Origin of the sequence: Nonomuraea sp. NPDC049504 (assembly GCF_040676845.1) — a bacterium.
Taxonomy (GTDB): domain Bacteria; phylum Actinomycetota; class Actinomycetes; order Streptosporangiales; family Streptosporangiaceae; genus Nonomuraea; species Nonomuraea salmonea.
This window is the reverse complement of the sequence record NZ_JBFAPT010000008.1, coordinates 40,240-57,099: the sequence shown is the minus strand read 5'-3', so window position 1 is coordinate 57,099 and position 16,860 is coordinate 40,240. Positions and strand designations below refer to the sequence as shown.

At 67.0% G+C, this 16,860-nt stretch carries 18 protein-coding genes and 1 riboswitch; of the genes, 12 read left to right on the top strand and 6 right to left on the bottom strand.

Annotated elements, in window-relative coordinates; all coding sequences use genetic code 11:
* Positions 1-14: 14 nt before the first annotated feature.
* Together AB0K28_RS17155 and AB0K28_RS17150 are read right to left on the bottom strand one after the other, a co-directional pair.
* Complete coding sequence (locus AB0K28_RS17155) at positions 15-968, bottom strand: M48 family metalloprotease (protein ID WP_364370593.1); 954 nt, start codon at positions 966-968, stop codon at positions 15-17.
* On the bottom strand, positions 965-1,324 hold the full coding sequence (locus tag AB0K28_RS17150; RefSeq protein WP_364370590.1) for a BlaI/MecI/CopY family transcriptional regulator: 360 nt from the start codon (positions 1,322-1,324) through the stop codon (positions 965-967). The genes AB0K28_RS17155 and AB0K28_RS17150 overlap by 4 nt, the downstream gene beginning before the upstream one ends.
* Positions 1,325-1,463: 139 nt before the next feature.
* Here AB0K28_RS17150 and AB0K28_RS17145 point away from each other — a divergent pair, with 139 nt between their 5' ends.
* Positions 1,464-2,096 carry a class I SAM-dependent methyltransferase gene (locus tag AB0K28_RS17145; RefSeq protein ID WP_364370587.1) on the top strand — a complete coding sequence of 211 codons (633 nt, stop codon included), beginning with the start codon at positions 1,464-1,466 and terminating at the stop codon, positions 2,094-2,096.
* Between the two features lie 95 nt (positions 2,097-2,191).
* Here AB0K28_RS17145 and AB0K28_RS17140 read toward each other — a convergent pair whose 3' ends face one another.
* Positions 2,192-2,851: a CHAP domain-containing protein gene (locus tag AB0K28_RS17140; RefSeq protein WP_364370584.1), complete on the bottom strand. Its 660-nt coding sequence runs from the start codon at positions 2,849-2,851 to the stop codon at positions 2,192-2,194.
* 12 nt (positions 2,852-2,863) lie between these two features.
* A riboswitch (cyclic di-AMP (ydaO/yuaA leader) is annotated at positions 2,864-3,010 on the bottom strand.
* 438 nt (positions 3,011-3,448) lie between these two features.
* Between AB0K28_RS17140 and AB0K28_RS17135 the strand changes: the two genes are divergently transcribed.
* The 3 genes from AB0K28_RS17135 (at position 3,449) to AB0K28_RS17125 (ending at position 6,248) form a co-directional block, all read left to right on the top strand.
* The gene (locus AB0K28_RS17135) at positions 3,449-3,847 is read left to right on the top strand and encodes a hypothetical protein (RefSeq protein ID WP_364370581.1); all 399 of its coding nucleotides are present in this window, start codon (positions 3,449-3,451) and stop codon (positions 3,845-3,847) included.
* Between the two features lie 77 nt (positions 3,848-3,924).
* Complete coding sequence (locus AB0K28_RS17130) at positions 3,925-5,019, top strand: PLP-dependent cysteine synthase family protein (protein ID WP_364370578.1); 1,095 nt, start codon at positions 3,925-3,927, stop codon at positions 5,017-5,019.
* Positions 5,020-5,036: 17 nt separating this feature from the next.
* A complete protein-coding gene (locus tag AB0K28_RS17125) occupies positions 5,037-6,248 on the top strand; it encodes an MFS transporter (protein WP_364370575.1) in 1,212 nt (403 codons plus the stop codon).
* On the opposite strand, the gene AB0K28_RS17120 is transcribed toward AB0K28_RS17125, so the two are convergent.
* Positions 6,193-6,381, bottom strand: coding sequence for a cytochrome c biogenesis protein ResB (locus AB0K28_RS17120; RefSeq protein WP_364370572.1), 189 nt, complete (start codon positions 6,379-6,381; stop codon positions 6,193-6,195). The two genes, AB0K28_RS17125 and AB0K28_RS17120, sit on opposite strands and share 56 nt — an antisense overlap.
* Before the next feature lie 461 nt (positions 6,382-6,842).
* Between AB0K28_RS17120 and AB0K28_RS17115 the strand changes: the two genes are divergently transcribed.
* The gene (locus AB0K28_RS17115; protein WP_364370569.1) at positions 6,843-7,952 is read left to right on the top strand and encodes a GNAT family N-acetyltransferase; all 1,110 of its coding nucleotides are present in this window, start codon (positions 6,843-6,845) and stop codon (positions 7,950-7,952) included.
* 4 nt (positions 7,953-7,956) lie between these two features.
* The gene (locus AB0K28_RS17110; RefSeq protein WP_364370566.1) at positions 7,957-9,126 is read left to right on the top strand and encodes a DegT/DnrJ/EryC1/StrS family aminotransferase; all 1,170 of its coding nucleotides are present in this window, start codon (positions 7,957-7,959) and stop codon (positions 9,124-9,126) included.
* Between the two features lie 146 nt (positions 9,127-9,272).
* Here AB0K28_RS17110 and AB0K28_RS17105 read toward each other — a convergent pair whose 3' ends face one another.
* Complete coding sequence (locus AB0K28_RS17105; protein WP_364371192.1) at positions 9,273-9,674, bottom strand: four-helix bundle copper-binding protein; 402 nt, start codon at positions 9,672-9,674, stop codon at positions 9,273-9,275.
* A gap of 301 nt (positions 9,675-9,975) precedes the next feature.
* Here AB0K28_RS17105 and AB0K28_RS17100 point away from each other — a divergent pair, with 301 nt between their 5' ends.
* The 5 genes from AB0K28_RS17100 to AB0K28_RS17080 all read left to right on the top strand — a co-directional run bounded on the left by AB0K28_RS17100 (position 9,976) and on the right by AB0K28_RS17080 (position 14,073).
* Positions 9,976-10,245 (top strand): metal-sensitive transcriptional regulator, encoded by a 270-nt coding sequence (locus AB0K28_RS17100; protein ID WP_364370563.1) that lies wholly within the window; start codon positions 9,976-9,978, stop codon positions 10,243-10,245.
* Positions 10,246-10,415: 170 nt separating this feature from the next.
* Positions 10,416-11,738: an MBL fold metallo-hydrolase gene (locus tag AB0K28_RS17095; RefSeq protein ID WP_364370560.1), complete on the top strand. Its 1,323-nt coding sequence runs from the start codon at positions 10,416-10,418 to the stop codon at positions 11,736-11,738.
* Positions 11,739-11,769: 31 nt separating this feature from the next.
* Positions 11,770-12,330, top strand: a complete 561-nt coding sequence (locus AB0K28_RS17090; RefSeq protein WP_364370557.1) for a rhodanese-like domain-containing protein — start codon at positions 11,770-11,772, stop codon at positions 12,328-12,330.
* The gene (locus tag AB0K28_RS17085) at positions 12,327-13,100 is read left to right on the top strand and encodes a sulfite exporter TauE/SafE family protein (RefSeq protein ID WP_364370554.1); all 774 of its coding nucleotides are present in this window, start codon (positions 12,327-12,329) and stop codon (positions 13,098-13,100) included. The genes AB0K28_RS17090 and AB0K28_RS17085 overlap by 4 nt, the downstream gene beginning before the upstream one ends.
* Before the next feature lie 481 nt (positions 13,101-13,581).
* Positions 13,582-14,073 carry a DUF305 domain-containing protein gene (locus AB0K28_RS17080; RefSeq protein ID WP_364370551.1) on the top strand — a complete coding sequence of 164 codons (492 nt, stop codon included), beginning with the start codon at positions 13,582-13,584 and terminating at the stop codon, positions 14,071-14,073.
* A 192-nt stretch (positions 14,074-14,265) separates the two neighbouring features.
* Here AB0K28_RS17080 and AB0K28_RS17075 read toward each other — a convergent pair whose 3' ends face one another.
* The gene (locus tag AB0K28_RS17075; protein WP_364370548.1) at positions 14,266-15,093 is read right to left on the bottom strand and encodes a hypothetical protein; all 828 of its coding nucleotides are present in this window, start codon (positions 15,091-15,093) and stop codon (positions 14,266-14,268) included.
* Between the two features lie 122 nt (positions 15,094-15,215).
* On the opposite strand from AB0K28_RS17075, the gene AB0K28_RS17070 reads away from it, so the two are divergent.
* Positions 15,216-15,977 (top strand): hypothetical protein, encoded by a 762-nt coding sequence (locus AB0K28_RS17070; RefSeq protein WP_364370545.1) that lies wholly within the window; start codon positions 15,216-15,218, stop codon positions 15,975-15,977.
* The last annotated feature ends 883 nt before the right edge of the window (positions 15,978-16,860 follow it).

Sequence of the window (16,860 nt, the reverse complement as noted above, 5' to 3'; positions counted from 1 at the left end):
GGGTTCTCTCCGCGTCAGCGAAATACCGGGCATGCAAGGAGAAAAGCGAGCAAGGATGGGGTGAGGCTCACGAAGGCCGGCCCTGCCACCAGGCCACCGAGGCAGGCGATGCCGACGACTCTGTCGCGCCTGGACGGAGCCGGTGGGGCAGGGGCCAGCAGCCGGGTCACCCGGGCGATCGCCGTCTCCCCGCCGGCGCCGAGCGCCGTCAGCGGGGTCGCCGACCGGGCCAGGGCGACCAGGGCCGAAGCGATGACGTGCCGGTCGTGCCGGCGGGCCGCCGCGTCGTCGGCCAGCAGCTCCACCAGGTGGGGCACGGCGGAGCCGGCCTCCCTGAACAGCGGCAGGCGGGGAAAGGCGCGCGAGGCCGCCAGCGCGGCCGCCAGCAGGAGGTGATGGCGTCCACGCACGTGGGCGCGCTCGTGCGCGAGTACGGCCGCCAGCTCGCGGTGGCCCAGGGCGGCAAGGGCTCCCGTGGTCACCACGGTCATGGGACGGCGGCCCGGCACGCAGTACACTCCAGGCTCGGCATGCGGGACCACCACCGCTCCCAGCAGGGGATCCTCCTGCCCGATCAGCCGAAGGGCAGCACGATGGGCACGCCGACCGCGCCAGCCGGTCCATACAACAACCGCCGTCACATAGCCCAGCCGGAGCAGAATCAGGCCACTGACGGTAAGGCCCGCCAGCATGACCGCAGGGCGCGTGGCGGGGGGAGGCGGATGACCAGCCAATATCTCGGTGCACGCGCTGACCAGCGCGGCGAGTCCGTCGCCGATCGTGTGCGTGGGAAAGGCGAGCTGCAGGCCGCTCAGCGTCGCCGCGGCGATCGTGGAGCCGCATCCGGCCAGCCAGGTAGCCATCGACAAACGCGGCGCGGCACGCAGCCGCTTGCTGCGAGCGATGAGGCCGGGCAGTCCAATGGCGAGCAGACCGGCGTACGCCGCCAACGCGATGCTGACGATCATTGCCGGGCCGTCCGGCGCAGGGCGGAAGCGAGCGCGGCGTGCTCTTCCGGGGGAAGCCGTTCGAGGAAATGGATCAGCGTCATCGCCTGGTTACCACCATGTGCCAGCGCCTCCTGCATGAGCTGAGCACTGTAGGCCTCGTGGCTCAAGACGGGTTCGTACCAATAGGCCCGGCCATGCTGAACGCGCCGCAGGAGGCCTTTCTTGTGAAGCTTGTCCATGACCGTCATGACCGTGGTGTACGCCAGAGTCCTGTCGCCCCGCAGCCGCTCGAGCACATCGCGAACCGGGACAGGTGCATCACACGACCAAATGTGCTCCATGATCGCAGACTCCAGCTCACCGAGACTACGCACCACCACACCCCCAAACCCAGTCTGCTATCTATCGTAGTAGGCCAAGTGGCGGCTCATCGTGTGCGACACCGTCTCCGGCGATTCGGCTGCGGAGGGCGCGGGGACAACTCCATCGTCCGGGGGGAAGGACCTTGCTCCGATGCTCATGAATCGCGTGGAAACGCTCGTCGTCAACAATCCGGCCCGGCGCGCTCTGCAGCGCCTCTACGAAGCACCCCTCCTCGTCAAGCTGGGCGGTCGCACGCCCGGTGGCCGGGTGGCGGAGATCGGCTGCGGCAGCGGGTACGGCACCAAACTGATTCTCGACCAGTTCGGTGCCGCTCATGTCGACGCCGTCGATCTGGATCCCGCGATGGTGCGCCGCGCACGTGTGCGGCTCTCCCGCTACGCCGGACGTGTCCGGCTGGCTCAAGGAGACGCCAACGACCTGCGCTCCGTATTCGGCAGCGACGATTCGAGCTATGACGCGGTCTTCGACTTCGGCATCATCCACCACATCCCCGACTGGCGAACGACTCTGACCGAGATCGGCCGTGTGCTGAAACCTGGCGGACGCCTGTTCTTCGAGGAAGTCACGGCCGCCGCCCTGGCACGCCCGACCTACAGGCACCTGTTCGTCCACCCTGAAGCGGACCGGTTCACCGCTGGGGAATTCCTGGCCGAGCTGGCCCGCCACCACCTGGAGGTTGGCGATCGCTGGGCCACCCGCATCGGTGGCGACTTCCTGTTCGGCGTCGCCCGATACTGCCCTCGGGCGTCTTCCGGTGAGTGATCCGACACTGCGGGGCCCAACACATCAGCGAGCCCGGCCCCGCGTCACAGGGCCGGGCTCGCTGATGTGCGATCAGGGTGAAGGTCTTTGCACGGTCAGGCCCTGTACTGCGGGTAGCCGTAACCGACCACCTGCGACTTGGGCCGGATACGCTCCTCCACCTTGCCGTTGCCGGTGTTGCCCTCGATCGTGGTGATCGTGCCGTTCTGGTTGTCCTTCTTGACCAGGCCCATGTGGTCGATGCTGTTGACGGTCCTGTCGTCCCAGGAGAAGTAGACGACAGCGCCGGGCTTGGCGGTGGTGCCCCAGCGCCCGTTGTCCTGGAACCACTTGGCCCACGTCACGGTGTAGGCGTCCCAGCCGGCCGTCGGGCGGACGCCGGCCTTCTCGCCGACCCAGGAGACGAACATGGCGCACCACGGTGCGTTCGCGTAGGCCTGGACGTTCCCACCGTCACGCTGCACGGTCTCAAGCGCCCGCTGGGACGACATGTACCACTGGTGGAACGGCGTACCGCCACCGGCGGCGTTCTCCGTGATTCCCACCTGCGACTCCGCGATCTTGATCATCGCGTCGGCCGTCGCACGGCCGGCGTTCTGGGTGGCCATCTCAGCAGTCCGGGCACGGTCATCCTGATGATCCGCGGCGAAGGCGGGGGCTCCGGCCAGCACGGCGCCGGCGGTCACAGCCGCCCCGAGCGCGAGTCGGGACGCATTCACCTTGCGCAGGGCAGAGGAAAGGACGGTCTTGGTCATGCTGGGGTTTGCTCCTTGCTTCCATGCCGCCTACCGGGTTAGCTGACGGGTTCGGGCGTGGAAGTGCCCTACTGAAGCGCCTCAGTGAAGCGTTCCGATTCACCCCAAATGACGTTGGGTCCCCGGTTCCGCTGGTCGCGGATTCGGCGGCCGCCTCCACCCGCGGGTCATACATAGGTGCAGGTGGAGCACGGTCTCGGCAATCTGAAGCACGCCGTACGAATGCGGTGGCGCGCCCAGGCCCTTAAAGGTAAGAAAAGTGCATAGAGCGGTGCAAGTCACGTCCGCGAGTCAGTAAGGGGCATGTCACGAGATCCCCTATGTTGCCGGGGTTTCTGCGGCGAATTCTTTACCTTTCGCCCCTTCGACAGCGGCCGAACAGAGTGGCTGGAGTGAAAGCAGAGGAACGATGGGAAGCCAGTGTCCGGCTCGCAGGTCGTGGCTCCAGCACTGCGGGCAGGGCATGGAGTCGCCTCTCCGAGGTCAGAGTCGCATCTCGGCGCTGATAAGACGGGGCGCGCGACGAGGCCACCCGCATCGGCGTGATTACCTAGCGTCAACCAGGAGTGCACGAAGAGTGATGTAGCGTTGTTTTCTGTGATCGCCGTTATCCGCTCATCCAGCTCCACGCGTCACGCGCGTGGGCGCCTCTGGTTTGCGGTGCTCGCGATCGTCGCCGCGTTCCACCTGCTCCTGTGTGGTTTCGGACCGCATGCTCACGACGGTTTGCCGTCGCCTCATCACACGCATGCCATCGCACACGCCGACGGCTCGCCGGATCACAAGGGCGACGACCATCACCATGCGGCATCGTGCCAGAGCCCCGCCGCCCTGTCCTCACCGGACCTGTTCCCGGCCGGCGCCGTCCGGCCGGTGGCCTTGATGGCCGGAGGCGGCGAAGAGCTCACGGCTCGGACAAAGCCCGGCGGCCCGTCCCTGACGGGGTCCTCCTCGGGGGCGTCCCTGCTCACTGTGGTGTGCGTGTCCCGGGTGTAGTCCCGCCCGGCGCGTGCCGGTTCGGCCGCGTCTGCCGTACATCTCCGCATGGCTAACAGTGGCGAGGACTCATCATCATGAACACCATCCATCGGCGTCAGCCTGCCCGGATCTGGGAGGCTGCGCGGCGATCTTCCCTCCCCGGGCTGGTAGGCGGCACGCCCGTGCTGTGGATCCCCCAGCTGTGGGGCGACAGCGAACGCGGCTTCTGGGCCAAGCTCGAAGGGCACAACCCGGGAGGCATCAAGGACCGGCCCGGCCTCTACATGATCGGCCAGGCCCGTAGCCGGGGCGAGCTGAGGCCTGGCGCGCCGATCATCGAATCCACCAGCGGCACGCTGGGCCTGGGGCTCGCGCTGGCAGGCATCGTCTACCGGCACCCGGTCACCCTGGTCAGCGATCCGGGGATGGAACCGCTGATGCACCGGCTGCTCACTGCCTATGGCGCAGGCATCGACACCGTGGCCAGGCCGCACCCAACCGGCGGCTGGCAGCAGGCCCGGCGACAGCGGGTGCTCGAACTCCTGCAGGAGCATCCGGCCGCGTACTGCCCGGACCAGTACCGCAACCCCGACAACGTCAACGCCTACGATGCGCTCGCCCGTGAGCTGGCCGGGCAACTGGGCCACGTGGACCTGCTGGTGTGCAGTGTCGGCACCGGCGGACACAGCGCCGGCGTGTACCGGACACTCCGGCGCCTCTGCCCGTCGGCGCGCCTGGTGGGGGTCGACACGGTCGGCTCCACGATTTTCGGTCAGCCCGCCCGCGACCGGCTGATGCGCGGGCTGGGCAGCAGCATCCACCCGGCCAACGTCGCCTACGACAGCTTCAGCGAGGTCCACTGGGTGGCCCCGGCCGAGGCGGTGTGGGCATGCCGCCGCCTCGCCACCGGCCACTACGCCACCGGAGGGTGGAGCGTGGGCGCGGTCGCGCTGGTCGCCTCCTGGCTGGCCAGGACCCAGCCCACCGGCACCCGCATCGCCGCGGTCTTCCCCGACGGACCGCAACGCTACTTCGACACCATCTTCAACGACACCTACTGTGACGGCCTCGGACTTCTCGGCCACATGCCGGCGCCCGAACCGGACGACATCATTCACCCGGCCGAGGCCGAGGTGACCCGCTGGACACGCTGCACGACGGTCGTCTCCCCGGCGAGGGCCGGCCGGTGAGGGACACGGCGGCGCAGGTGCGATCTTTCAGCCAGCCGATCCGGCTGCTGCTGGTCAACCAGCTCACCATCAACATCGGCTTCTACATGCTGATGCCGTACCTGGCCACCTACCTGACCGGCGATCTGGGCCTGGCCGTGTGGCTGGCCGGGCTGATCCTCGGCGTCCGCAACCTCAGCCAGCAGGGCATGTTCCTGATCGGCGGCAGCCTGGCCGACCGGCTCGGCTGCAAGCCGTTGATCATGGCAGGGCTGGTCCTGCGCACCGCCGGGTTCGCCCTGCTCGGGCTGGTGCAGGCGGTGCCCGCGCTGATCGTCGCATCCGTGCTGACCGGGCTGGCCGGGGCGCTGTTCAACCCCGCCGCCCGCGCCTACCTCGCCCGCGAGGCAGGAGAGCGCAAGGTTGAGGCGTTCGCCGTCTTCAACGTCTTCTACCAGGCCGGTGTCCTCATCGGCCCGCTCGTCGGCCTGCTCCTGCAGGCGGCGGCCTTCCGTACCACCTGCCTGGTCGCCGCCGCCCTGTTCGCCGCCCTGGCCGTCGCCCAGATCCGGGCGCTGCCCGCACGGCGGGACAGCCGGACGGGGGCACCGGGTGGCATGCTGGGCGACTGGCGTCAGGTGCTGGCCAATCGCCCCTTCCTGCTGTTCTCCGTGGCGATGACCGGATCCTACGTCCTCAACTTCCAGGTCTACCTCGGGCTGCCGATCGAAGTACGTCGTGTCACTGGCTCAGAACTGGGCGTGGCCCTGCTGTTCGCGCTGTCCGGCTCCATGGCCGCGTTCGGGCAGCTACGCCTGACCGGGTGGGTGAAGCGAAGATGGAGCCCCGAGCAAGCCATGGTGCGGGGATTGTGGGTGATGGGAGCCGCCTTCCTTCCCCTGACCGCGCCACTCCCCCCGGCCGCCGGCCTCGCTGCCGTACTCCTCACCACCGCCCTGCTCACACTGGGCACAATGATCGTCTATCCGTTCGAGATGGCCACCATCGCCCGCTTTAGCGGAGATCGCTTGGCCGGCACCTACTACGGCTTCTACAACACCCTGTCCGGACTGGGTATCGCCGCGGGCAACCTCCTCACCGGAACCGCATTCGACACCGGCCGGTCACTCGGATGGCCCACGCTGCCGTGGTGGACGCTGGCCGCCCTCGGGGGAGCGTGCGCGACAGCCCTGCTCATGATGAGCCGGACCGGACGATTGCAGGCGACGTATACAGAAGTGTCCGGCTGACGGCGAAGCCGTTGCCCTCGACCAGCAGGAGATGAATCGCGGCGAACCAGGGCGCTCTGAACACGTCGTGGAGCCACAGGCGGTCCAGCCAGACAGCCAATTCCGGGTTGTCGGCGTAGTGCTGGGCCACCATCGGGTCGGACACTCGCGCTGGGGATCGGTGACCCTGGCACCGAGGCCGGCGCGAGCAGGAACAGCAGTGCTCGATCTGTAGGATCGCCCGCCCCTGTGAGCGAGAGAGGGAAAGGCGAGAGCCCCGTTCCTCGATCACGACCTTCACCACACCACTACTATGAAAGGTCGGAGAAGCTTCCAGGTTTGACCTGCCATGCATCCATCGTCAGAGGACGAAGCCAGCCTCGCGCAAGCAGTCGCCTCCGGACCACCGATGCTTCAAAGGATCATCGCCGGCCGCCAGCCGAAGTGCGCCCATTTGCGCTTACGGATGAGCTCTCTGACGTACCACGATCCAACCAACCGAATTGGAATGGATGGGTCGAGGATCTTCACCCGATCGGGGTCCGCCTTCGCGCGCCAACGGGCACCGCTATCAACTATGATGCGTAGTAATTCCTATCGAGCACTGTGGGGCCAATGAAGATCACCGTCATTCAGCCCAAGGAACTGGGCCCAGCCGAACTGGACACCTGGCGGACCTTGCTACGCGAAAGCACCGACCATGTCAGCCCGTTCCTGTGCCCGGAGTTCACGATCACAGTCGGCCGGCTCCGAAACGACGTGCGGGTAGCCGTCATCGAGGACGCCGGCGAGATCGTCGGCTTCTTCCCTTTCCAGAAGCATTCGATGGGTGTGGGCAAGCCGGTCGGAGCCGGACTCACGGACGCGCAGGGCATGATCCTCGCCTGCGGTCTGGACCTCGACGTGAACAACTTGCTACAGGCGTGCAGGCTGGACGTCTGGGAGTTCGATCACCTGATCGCGCATCAGTTTTCCGATCATCACATCAGCCGACATCCCTCCCCGATCATTGACCTGCGTGACGGCTACGAGGCGTATGCCGACACCGTCAAGCGTGAGTCCGGTAAGACGTATCGGACCACGCAGTACAAGTCCCGCAAGATCGCTCGGGATCACGGGGAGCTGCGCCACCACTACGGCACCCGCGACCTGGACGGATTGCGCACGCTCATCCGATGGAAGAGCGAGCAGTATCGCAGGACGGGCCGCACTGACCGCTTCGCACATCCCTGGATCATTCAACTGGTGGAGGACCTGCTTCACACGAACACCCCGTCCTTCGACGGCGTCCTCGACATGCTCTGGGTGGATGACCGGCCGGTGGCCGGCCATTTCGGCTTGCGCAGCGACACGGTCCTGGCAGGCTGGTTCCCCGCCTACGACCCCGCCTTCGCGGTCTACTCGCCCGGGCTCATCCAGCATCTGGCCATGGCGGAGCAGGCGTCCAAGCACGGAATCCAGGTCATCGACATGGGCCGTGGCGAGAAGGAGTACAAGGAGAAGCTCAAGAACGGACAGTGGTGGGTGGCCGAGGGCCGGCTGGCCCGCCCGACAGTGGCAGCAGGGGTGCGCTGGTTGCTCCGCACGCCAGTGAGCAGCGCGCGCAGGACCGTGCTGGCCAACCCATCCTTGCGGATGCCGGCCGACCGCTTGCTCAAGACCTACGGCAAACTGCGGACCACGCTGCGCTCGTCGGCACCCGATCGCACGTCTTCTTCGAGGTGAACCGATGTTCGAGCGACTGGAGGCCGCGTTCGCCTCACGCCTGGGCCGGGAGTGTCTGTACGTGCCGTCGAACAGGTTCGGAATCTTCATCTCACTCCGCCACTGGCTGGCGCCGGGCCGGCGCCTGCTGATGTCTCCGATCTCGGCTGACGAGATCCTGTTCCTGGTGCTGGCCGCGGGACTGCGCCCGGTGATCGCGCCGATCGACCCCCGCACGGGCAACATCGACGCACACAGCCTCGATGGCCTGCGTTTCGACGGGATTCTGACCACGAACCTCTATGGTCTCCCGGACGACGTCATCACCCTTGGAAGGGTGTGCGCCGAACAAGGCATCCCACTGATCGAAGACGCCGCACACGCGATCCAGACCACGGTGGCGGGGGGCGGTGTGGGCACCTTCGGCGACGCGGGGATCTTCAGCCTGTCCAAGGCCGCCGGAGCGGCTCCGGGTGGCATCGTGACGACGGCCTCATCGGCTGATCGCCAGGCACTGCAACGTGTACGTGAGCACTGGCTCACTCCGCGATACCCGGCAACCGAACTCGCGCTCCTGATGATGATTTCCGCCCGGAACGCCGTCGCGGGAACCGCTCTGGCCCATCCTGCGTGGGCACTCGGACAATGGCTCGGTATTCACGAGCCCAGGCAAGGACACAGGATCCCCCTGCGCCGCACTGCCCTGGCCTGGCGACTGACCGGAACGGGAACCTTATATCCCGGGCTGGACGCGCTCACTCCCTGGGCACAGGCCGACAACCACCACTATCGGATGCGCCAAGGGCGCCCGACCGAGCGGCATGCACTGCGGCGGCTCGCGGTCCTGGAGGCCACGCGCGAACGCAGGCTGGCCGGTGTACGCCGGCTCGCCCAGCTGGAGACGGTGGCACCCGGCGTGCGCGAACATCTCGATCAACCACTGTTCCGAGTGCCGCTGCTCATCGAGGACCGCGACAAGGCGATCGAGGCATTGCGACGGGAAGGGGTGATCACAGGCTACGTCTACGACCCGCCGTTCGATGACTACGCGCCAGGCCTCGTAGAACCGTCTCCGGCCCCCGCACCGGCCCGTTGGTGGTCGCGCCACGTGCTACCCGTCGATCCCCTGCAGGCCGACCGGGCTTGGTCCATCCTGTCGAAGCTTGCCGCCCCGACATCGGTGCCTGACACCTGACACCACAGACCACAGGTGTCGCCCACGACTCGCGGCGTCAGGGACTACTGCGAAGTTTGCGGTTCGGACGAGCTGCGTAGTGCCACGACACTGATCCCGGTTCCAGAGCCGATGACGCTCCCGGAAAGGGTCAAGCCGACGTTAGGTCAGCCGAGCGCGCCGAGCAGGTCACGGCAGGCGCGTTCGCAGGCGCGGCATGCCTCGGCGCAGACGCCGCAGTGGCGGTGCTTCGTGTGCTGCGCGCACTCGTCACCGCACGCCTTGCACACCTGCGCGCAGGCTTCCAGGACGGCACGCGTGATGTTGGCGTCGTAGCCGGTGTGCCGGGAGAGGACGCGAGCGGTGGTCTCGCAGATGTCGGCGCAGTCGAGGTTGGTGCGGATGCACTTGGTGAGTTGTTCGACCATGTCCTCGCTGAGGCAGGCGTCCGCGCACGCCGTACAGGTTTGGGCGCAGCGCAGGCATTCCTCGATGCAGGCGATGAGGCGCGTCTGGTCGACGCCACCCAGGTCCTTGGGATAGGTGGACAGCATCTCCGCCACTTGCAGGGTCGCCATTTTCAATCCTCGTTCGTTGACTGGCTACGGACGGGTCCGAATGACCCGGAGTGTGGGCTGGCTAACGACAAGAAACTACGAACGTTCGTAGATCTCCCGGCTCTCGCGCGTACCGCCAGCGCCTTCGGCGTTGCCATCTTGAACGGCAAGTCCGCTGCCGGTTTCCTCTGACCATGATCGGAGCTGGCGTGCCGGTCCCGCAGCCGATGGTGGCGCCTCAGTACGGTCCTTGACCTGGCGCGATGCCCTCCCTGAGTCGGCAGCACACCCGTACTCAGGTACCCTGGGGGGTATGGAGCTGACGGAATCGATGGTTGGCGATGCCGTGGTGCGGCTGCGTCGCGCCCACGGGCAACTCGCCGGCGTGATCGCGATGATCGAGGCGGGCGAGGATTGCGTGAAGGTGCTCACGCAGCTGGCGGCCGTTTCCAAGGCGCTGGATCGGGCCGGCTTCAAGATCGTGGCCAGTGGGCTGCGGCATTGCCAGGACGCTCAGAATCGCGGTGAGCAGCCGCCCATGTCGATGGAGGAGATGGAAAAGCTCTTCCTCGCCCTGGCCTGACCTCTCCCCACCCTTCCGCTCAGACCCCGGCCTGCCCCGGGACCACTCCTTCGGCGCCAGCTGCCGATGACCGGCCTGCCCAGAGGCACACCCCCATGACTCCCACATACCCCCCGGGGTACCTGTACCGCGCATACCCCCGGGGGTAGCCAGCTTCCGAGAGGATCGACATGGAGATCATTACGTTCCGTACGCCTGGGCTAGGTGATCAGAGTTACCTGCTCGTCCATGAAGGCAAGGGCGTTCTGGTGGACCCACAGCGCGACATCGGCCGATTCCTGGACGCCGTCACCGAGCGGGATCTCGAGCTGCGCTTGGTGCTGGAGACCCACCTGCACAACGACTACGTCTCAGGCGCCCAGCAGGCCGCATCGCGTACCGGGGCCGAGCTGGTGCTGCCCGCCGCCGCAGCGGCGGCGTATCCGTACACGCCCGCCTTCCACCTGGAGGACCTGGCCGCCGGCGGCGGCCTGAGCATCCGGCCGCTGCACACGCCCGGCCACACTCCCGAGCACACCAGCTACCTGGTGCTCATCGATGGCGAGCCGGTGGCGGTCTTCTCCGGCGGCAGCCTCCTGGTGGCCTCCGCGGGCCGTGCCGACCTGCTCGGGCCCGAGCGAGCCCCGACCTTGGCCCGGCTCCAGCACGGCTCCCTGCACCGGCTGGCCGCACTGCCCCGCGACGTCGGCCTGTACCCGACCCACGGCGAGGGATCGTTCTGCACCACGACCGGCGCCGGGCGCCACACCTCCACGATCGGCGCCGAACAGGACGGCAACCCCCTGCTCGCTCTGCCCACCGCCGCCGCGCTCGCTGACGAGCTACTGGCCGATCCCATGCCCATCCCCGCCTTCTACGCGTATATAGGCCCCGCCAACACGCTCGGCGTCCCGCCCGCGCCCGGGCCGGACCTGCCCGAGATCACGGTGGCCGACCTGACCGATGAGGTGCACGTGCTCGACATCCGGCCGCGGGCCGCGCAGGCCGCCGGCTTCCTGCCCGGCTCAACCGGCATCGAGCTCGCCGACGACTTCGGCAGCTGGGCAGGCTGGCTGCTGCCCTACGGCGAGCCGATCGCCCTGGTGGCCGAGCCCGGCCAGGACGTCGCCGAAGCCCGCACCCAGCTCACCAGGATCGGACTGGACGACGTACGCGGTGTCATCGGCGACCTCGGCACAGCCGCCACCGCCCGCTTCCAGCTGGCCGAACTACCGACGTTCCTGAACCGGCTGCCCGGCGCCCAGATTCTGGACGTACGCATGCCCAGCGAGCACCGCGCCGCCCCGCTGCCCGGCGCGATCGAGCGCTTCCTGCCCGACCTGATCACCGACGGCATCCCCGCCGAACTCGATCCGGACCGGCCGGTCCTGGTGGCCTGCGGCTCCGGCCGCCGCGCCGCCATCGCCGCCACCATCTTGACCCGCCACGGCTACGAGCCCGTCGTGCTCACCGGAGCCGGAGCCCCTCAGGTCGCCGCCGCAGTGGCCGCCTGAACAGCCCTGATCGTCCGAACGGAGAACCCGCTTGACCACCATCGACGTGGCCACCACCCGCGCCATGACCGCCACCGCCGCCGGCGTCCTGCTGCTGGACGTGCGTACCCCTGCCGAGTTCGAGACCGCACACATCGACGGCGCCGTCAGCGTGCCCCTGGACCGGCTGCAGAACCACCTCCCCCAGCTCACTGACGGCGCGCCCGGCCAGATCGTGCTCATCTGCCAGTCCGGAGCCCGGGCGAGCACCGCGCATGCCGCACTGTTCAGAGCGGGACTGTCCACATCGGCGGTCATGACCGGCGGCATGAACGCCTGGATCGCGGCCGGCGCGCCCGTCATCAGAGGCCGGCAACGCTGGAGCCTGGAACGGCAGGTTCGTCTCGTGGCCGGTCTGCTAGTCCTCGTCTCCGTCCTGCTGAGCGTCCTGACGCCATGGAGCTTGCTCCTCACCGCGTTCGTCGGGGCCGGACTGACCTACGCCGGGGCGAGCGACACCTGCATGATGGGGCTGCTGCTGGCCCGGCTGCCGTACAACCGCGCCACCGCGACCGACCCTGCAGCCGCGCTCGCGCAGGCCTGTCGCCGATGACGACGGCAACGCTCGCCCTGGTGCTGATCGGCGCACTGGTCGTGGGCGTCAGCCTTGGCCTGCTGGGGGCGGGCGGCTCGGTGCTGGCCGTGCCGGTGCTGGTCTACGGCGCCGGACAACCCATGGCGACGGCGATCCCGACCGCGCTCGCGATCGTCACCGTTTCCAGCATCGGCGCCCTCATCCCACGCCTACGCAGTGGCCAGGTGCGCTGGAGCGTGGCCGCCGTGTTCGCTGTGAGCGGCGTTCCCGCCGCTCTGGCCGGTGCGCTGTTCGGCCGCAGCCTGCCGGACGCGCTGCTGTTACCCGCCTTCGCCGTCATCATGGTCATGGTGGCCATACGCATGATGCACGGTCCCGAAGCTGATGGCGGTGCCTGCCGTACCGAATCGGGCCGGATCAACCGCCGCCGCTGTCTGCCACGCACGCTTGCCGCGGGCGCCGGAGTAGGACTCATGACCGGAGTGCTCGGCGTCGGCGGCGGGTTCGCCGTCGTGCCCGCACTCGGTCTGCTGCTCGGCCTGAGCGCCACCGAGGCCGCCGGCACCTCACTGGTGATCATCTGCATCAACTCCGTGGCCGCCTTCGCCGGGCACACCGGCGCGCACCTGGACTACGCCCTCGTGGCAGCCTTCGCCGGCACGGCACTGCTCGCCTCGCTGGTAGCGGGACGGCTGGCTGCACGGCTGTCAGCCGAGCAGGTGCGGCGATGCTTCGCCTGGACCGTGCTGGTCCTGGCCCCTGCGGTCGCCGCCGGTGCCTTCCTCTAGCGCACACGTGAGCTGGTGGCAGCGACAGGCCCCAAGGGGGAAACGGCTCGGCCATCTGACCTCAGCCCCGGGTCATGAAGAACGCAACCCAGCCGAAGCGATGAGAGCCGGCCCCTGGTCACCCCGTGAGCTGAAACCGGACCCGGCGGCCTACGGTGCTGTGTGCCTCACTGCAGTAGAAGCTCTACGACGATCTCGAAGCGGCCATTTCTGATTCAGAGGTTCGGTGGACACCCCGCCGTGGCAGGCCGGGTCGCCCAGCGGGGCGTTGGGCATGTGTTATAACGGGACAGTCTCCCCCCGGCGTGCCGACGCTAACGGGTGGGACGCTCCCTCGCCGTGAGCAGCGAAGCACGCGTCAAGCGAAGCGACAGCTCGTCACCAGGGGGATGACATGACTCGGTCCTGTTCTCAGCGTTGGCTCGCATGGGTCCTGATACCGCTCACCGCTGCCGTGACCGCGGCACCTGCCGCAGCAGCCATGGGCGTCGGACCCACCGCTGCGGCGGTCACCAGCGCGCCGGCCACCGTACGTCACGATGTGACGTTCATGTCCATGCTGGTGCCTCATCACGAAACCGCCATCCGCATGGCCACCGTGGCCCAGCAGCGCGCCGCGGTTTCCCAGGTACGCGCACTGGCCGCACGCATCATCGCGGCGCAGACAGCGGAAATTCGCCAGATCCGGAACTGGCTACAGCGACACGGCGCCCGTCCGATGACCGACCCACCGGCCGTGCAGCAGATGAACAGTCAGGATCTCGAGATGCTCCGTTCCGTTCCCCGGACGGAAGTGGACCGCATGTTTCTCATGATGATGCGCATGCACCATGCACAGGCCGTCTCCATGGCGATCGACGAGCTGCAGAACGGCAAGAACAGAGAAGCGCTCGATCTCGCCCAATCCGTGAAGGACGACCAGTCCCAAGAGATCCTGACGATGAACCGCCTGCTCCGGTCTCTCGGGCGCTGATCGGACGAGCAGGAACGCCACGAACCAAATACCCCTTATAGGCAGGAAGGCTGCATGGCCCCTCGCAAGCAGGACACTAGGAGTGGTGTCAACGACCTCCAGCGTCAGCCGTAAAAGTTGGCCTGAGGTTCTACCCGCCAGTCCAACGCCGCGACCAAGGGGACGACGTGGTGCCGTTGATGTTGGAGGGTGTTAGGAGGAGGGTCTGCTGAGCGCCTCGATCGCCTGGGCGAATCCCAGGTAGATGTGGGCGAAAACGAACATGGCCTCCATGAAGGTGATGCGGTACATCCCCTCAAGTACCGGGTCTTCCGCGGCGACCTTCGCCAGCGGCTCCCTCTTCTCACCCCAGTGGATCAGGTCGCCGTACTGGTAATACGAGATGAGAACCTCGGGTGGACGCTCGTAGCCGAACGCCACGTATGGTCCGCCCATGACACCGTCCTCGACCATCTTCTTACGAACCAGCTGCTTGAGAGAGTGGGCGCGAAGTTTGTTGTGCGCCTGATGCCACGGCGCCAGCATCCGCATGCCGTTTTCGCGCACGTTCGGCGGCTCGCCCTTCAGGCGCTTGCAGAGCATCTTGTAGACACGCTCGAAGCTCGCCTCTTCCTTTGGCGAATAGAACTGGCGGAAAGTAACCGCAACGCCCCGGCTGACCTCTCTGCTGAGAAATTCACGCTGGAGGTTCTCTTCAACCCCGCCGGCGGTCACGTTGTATGCGAACCGCTGTTCCACGTTGAGGAGCGAGCTCTCCAGCAGATCGTCGATCGAGAGCATGTACCGCTCCACCAGATCCCTGCCGTCCTTGGACAGCGGCAGCGTCAGGCGTGGCGCCCTGGCAGGGTCGGGCAGGTCGAAGACGTAGGTGAGCCACTTCCACCACATCTCTAAGGCCTCCGGGTGCGCGGCGGTCTCGATGTAGGGCGGCCGGAACTTGAGCTTGACCTTGTCTAGGATGTACGCCTCGATACTGACACCCTCAAGGTGGAGTGTGTATGGCTGGAAATCTGCACCCATGGGGCAACGATCCTAGATACATATACCGCCAGTCGACTCTTTAGTATGCGACATAACGGGCACTACTCACGGATCGGTAACGTTCCATACCTAATGCGCCGATATCTATAATAATCGGCCACGTGCTTCAGTCTCTCGAACCGCAGCCGACTCCCCCATCCACGGTGACGCAGACGGTCGTCGTGACGCCGCCCGCCCCCGTCGTCAACGTTGAGGTACCACCAGACGACTGGAGTTGGTGGCAGGACGTCATCTGGGGAGACTTCGGCGGAGCGGCCTTCGGCGTTCTCGGCGCCCTCGCTGCCGCTTGGTACGCGTCCCGGCTCATGGCGCGAGCAGATCGCCGCACGCGCGACGAGGAGCACCGTCGCACCATCGCGCTGCAGTACGCCGACGCAGCTCGCCGGCTGTCGAAGGCGATCACCGAACTCGCGGGCCAGGTCCTCCTACCCGAGCCCGACCATCGGGTGATCGAGGATGCCCTTGAGCAGTTCAACCTGCTCACGGGACGAATCGTTCGCCTCTATTCGAACTATCCAGTACGCGGCCGGACTTACAAGACCTACAAGTGGGTCATGGCTCACCTGCCGGGACCGATTCGCCGGCACGTAACTTCTCCCCATGAACGTTTCGCGCTATGGGTCGCGATCATCGGGCAACCGCTCGACCTGTTCCTTGACGTTCACTTCATGACCGTTACGGAACCTCGAGAGCTCATGACGAAGCTCCGTACGATGTCGGCAGATGTGAAGGACATCGAGCACACCACCCTGGACTGGCTCAGGGCACCACACGAGTGGAAGCCCGACCGGTCCACGCGCGAAATGCACGAGCGTATCCAGAAGCAGCTCTCCGACCTTGATCGTCGGACTCCGACTCCATGACGGCTAGAGTTCCGGCCGGGTGGTGACCACTCTGACGACTCCCGCGAGATTTTCGCGTGTGCACGGAGGAGCCTGGATCATCTTCCCATCCCCCAGTAGATGATCGCATGCGAGATGTAGCGGGGGTTCGTCGGGTCCAGTCGCCAGACGATGAGGTCGCCTGGCCGCATCTCAGCGAGGGGGCACCTGAGGGCCGCAGGGCGGAGTAGTCGAAGGCCTCGGGCCCCTCGGCACCCCGGACGTAGGGGGCACCGAGCTTGGTCGCAGCCGCTGTCAGGACCGTATGGATCCGCTCTCTGGACAGCGAGTTCACAGGCTTGCCTGGTTGGAGTGGTTTGAACACGGACTCGAGAACGGCGACCTGGATCTCCCACGGCAGCTTGCGCGACAGCGGCTTTGAGCTTGACCGAGTCCGCACGCGGGGCGTTCACCAGAAGCGCGTTCTTCTCAGGAAGACCGAGGCGCCTAGCCGCATTCCTGGACACGAGGGCTGCACCTCCGTGGCGGGATACGCGCCCGACTCCATGATGGGCCCGGCAGGGCCAGGGCCCGGGCCCGACGGCCACCCCGCCGACGCCAACACCGTCACCTCGGACAGCCATCGAACGCCCGCTGATGGCGCACATGGGCTCGGTGTCGGACTTCACCACCTGCGAGCCGAATCACACCTTCTCTCTCGGGTACAGGATCAGCTTGCACGCCCAGCACAACCAGCCCAGCAGCCGTGACAGCGCCATGGGGATCATGGTGGCCTTCGTCCGCCGGCGGTAGCCGAACCTCAACGGCTGGGCACTCCAACGCGGCGCCCAGCCGTCCCGTATACACCCATGGGGTATCGTGGCAATAAATCGTACACGTATGTACGAAATCGTCGGAGGCGTTG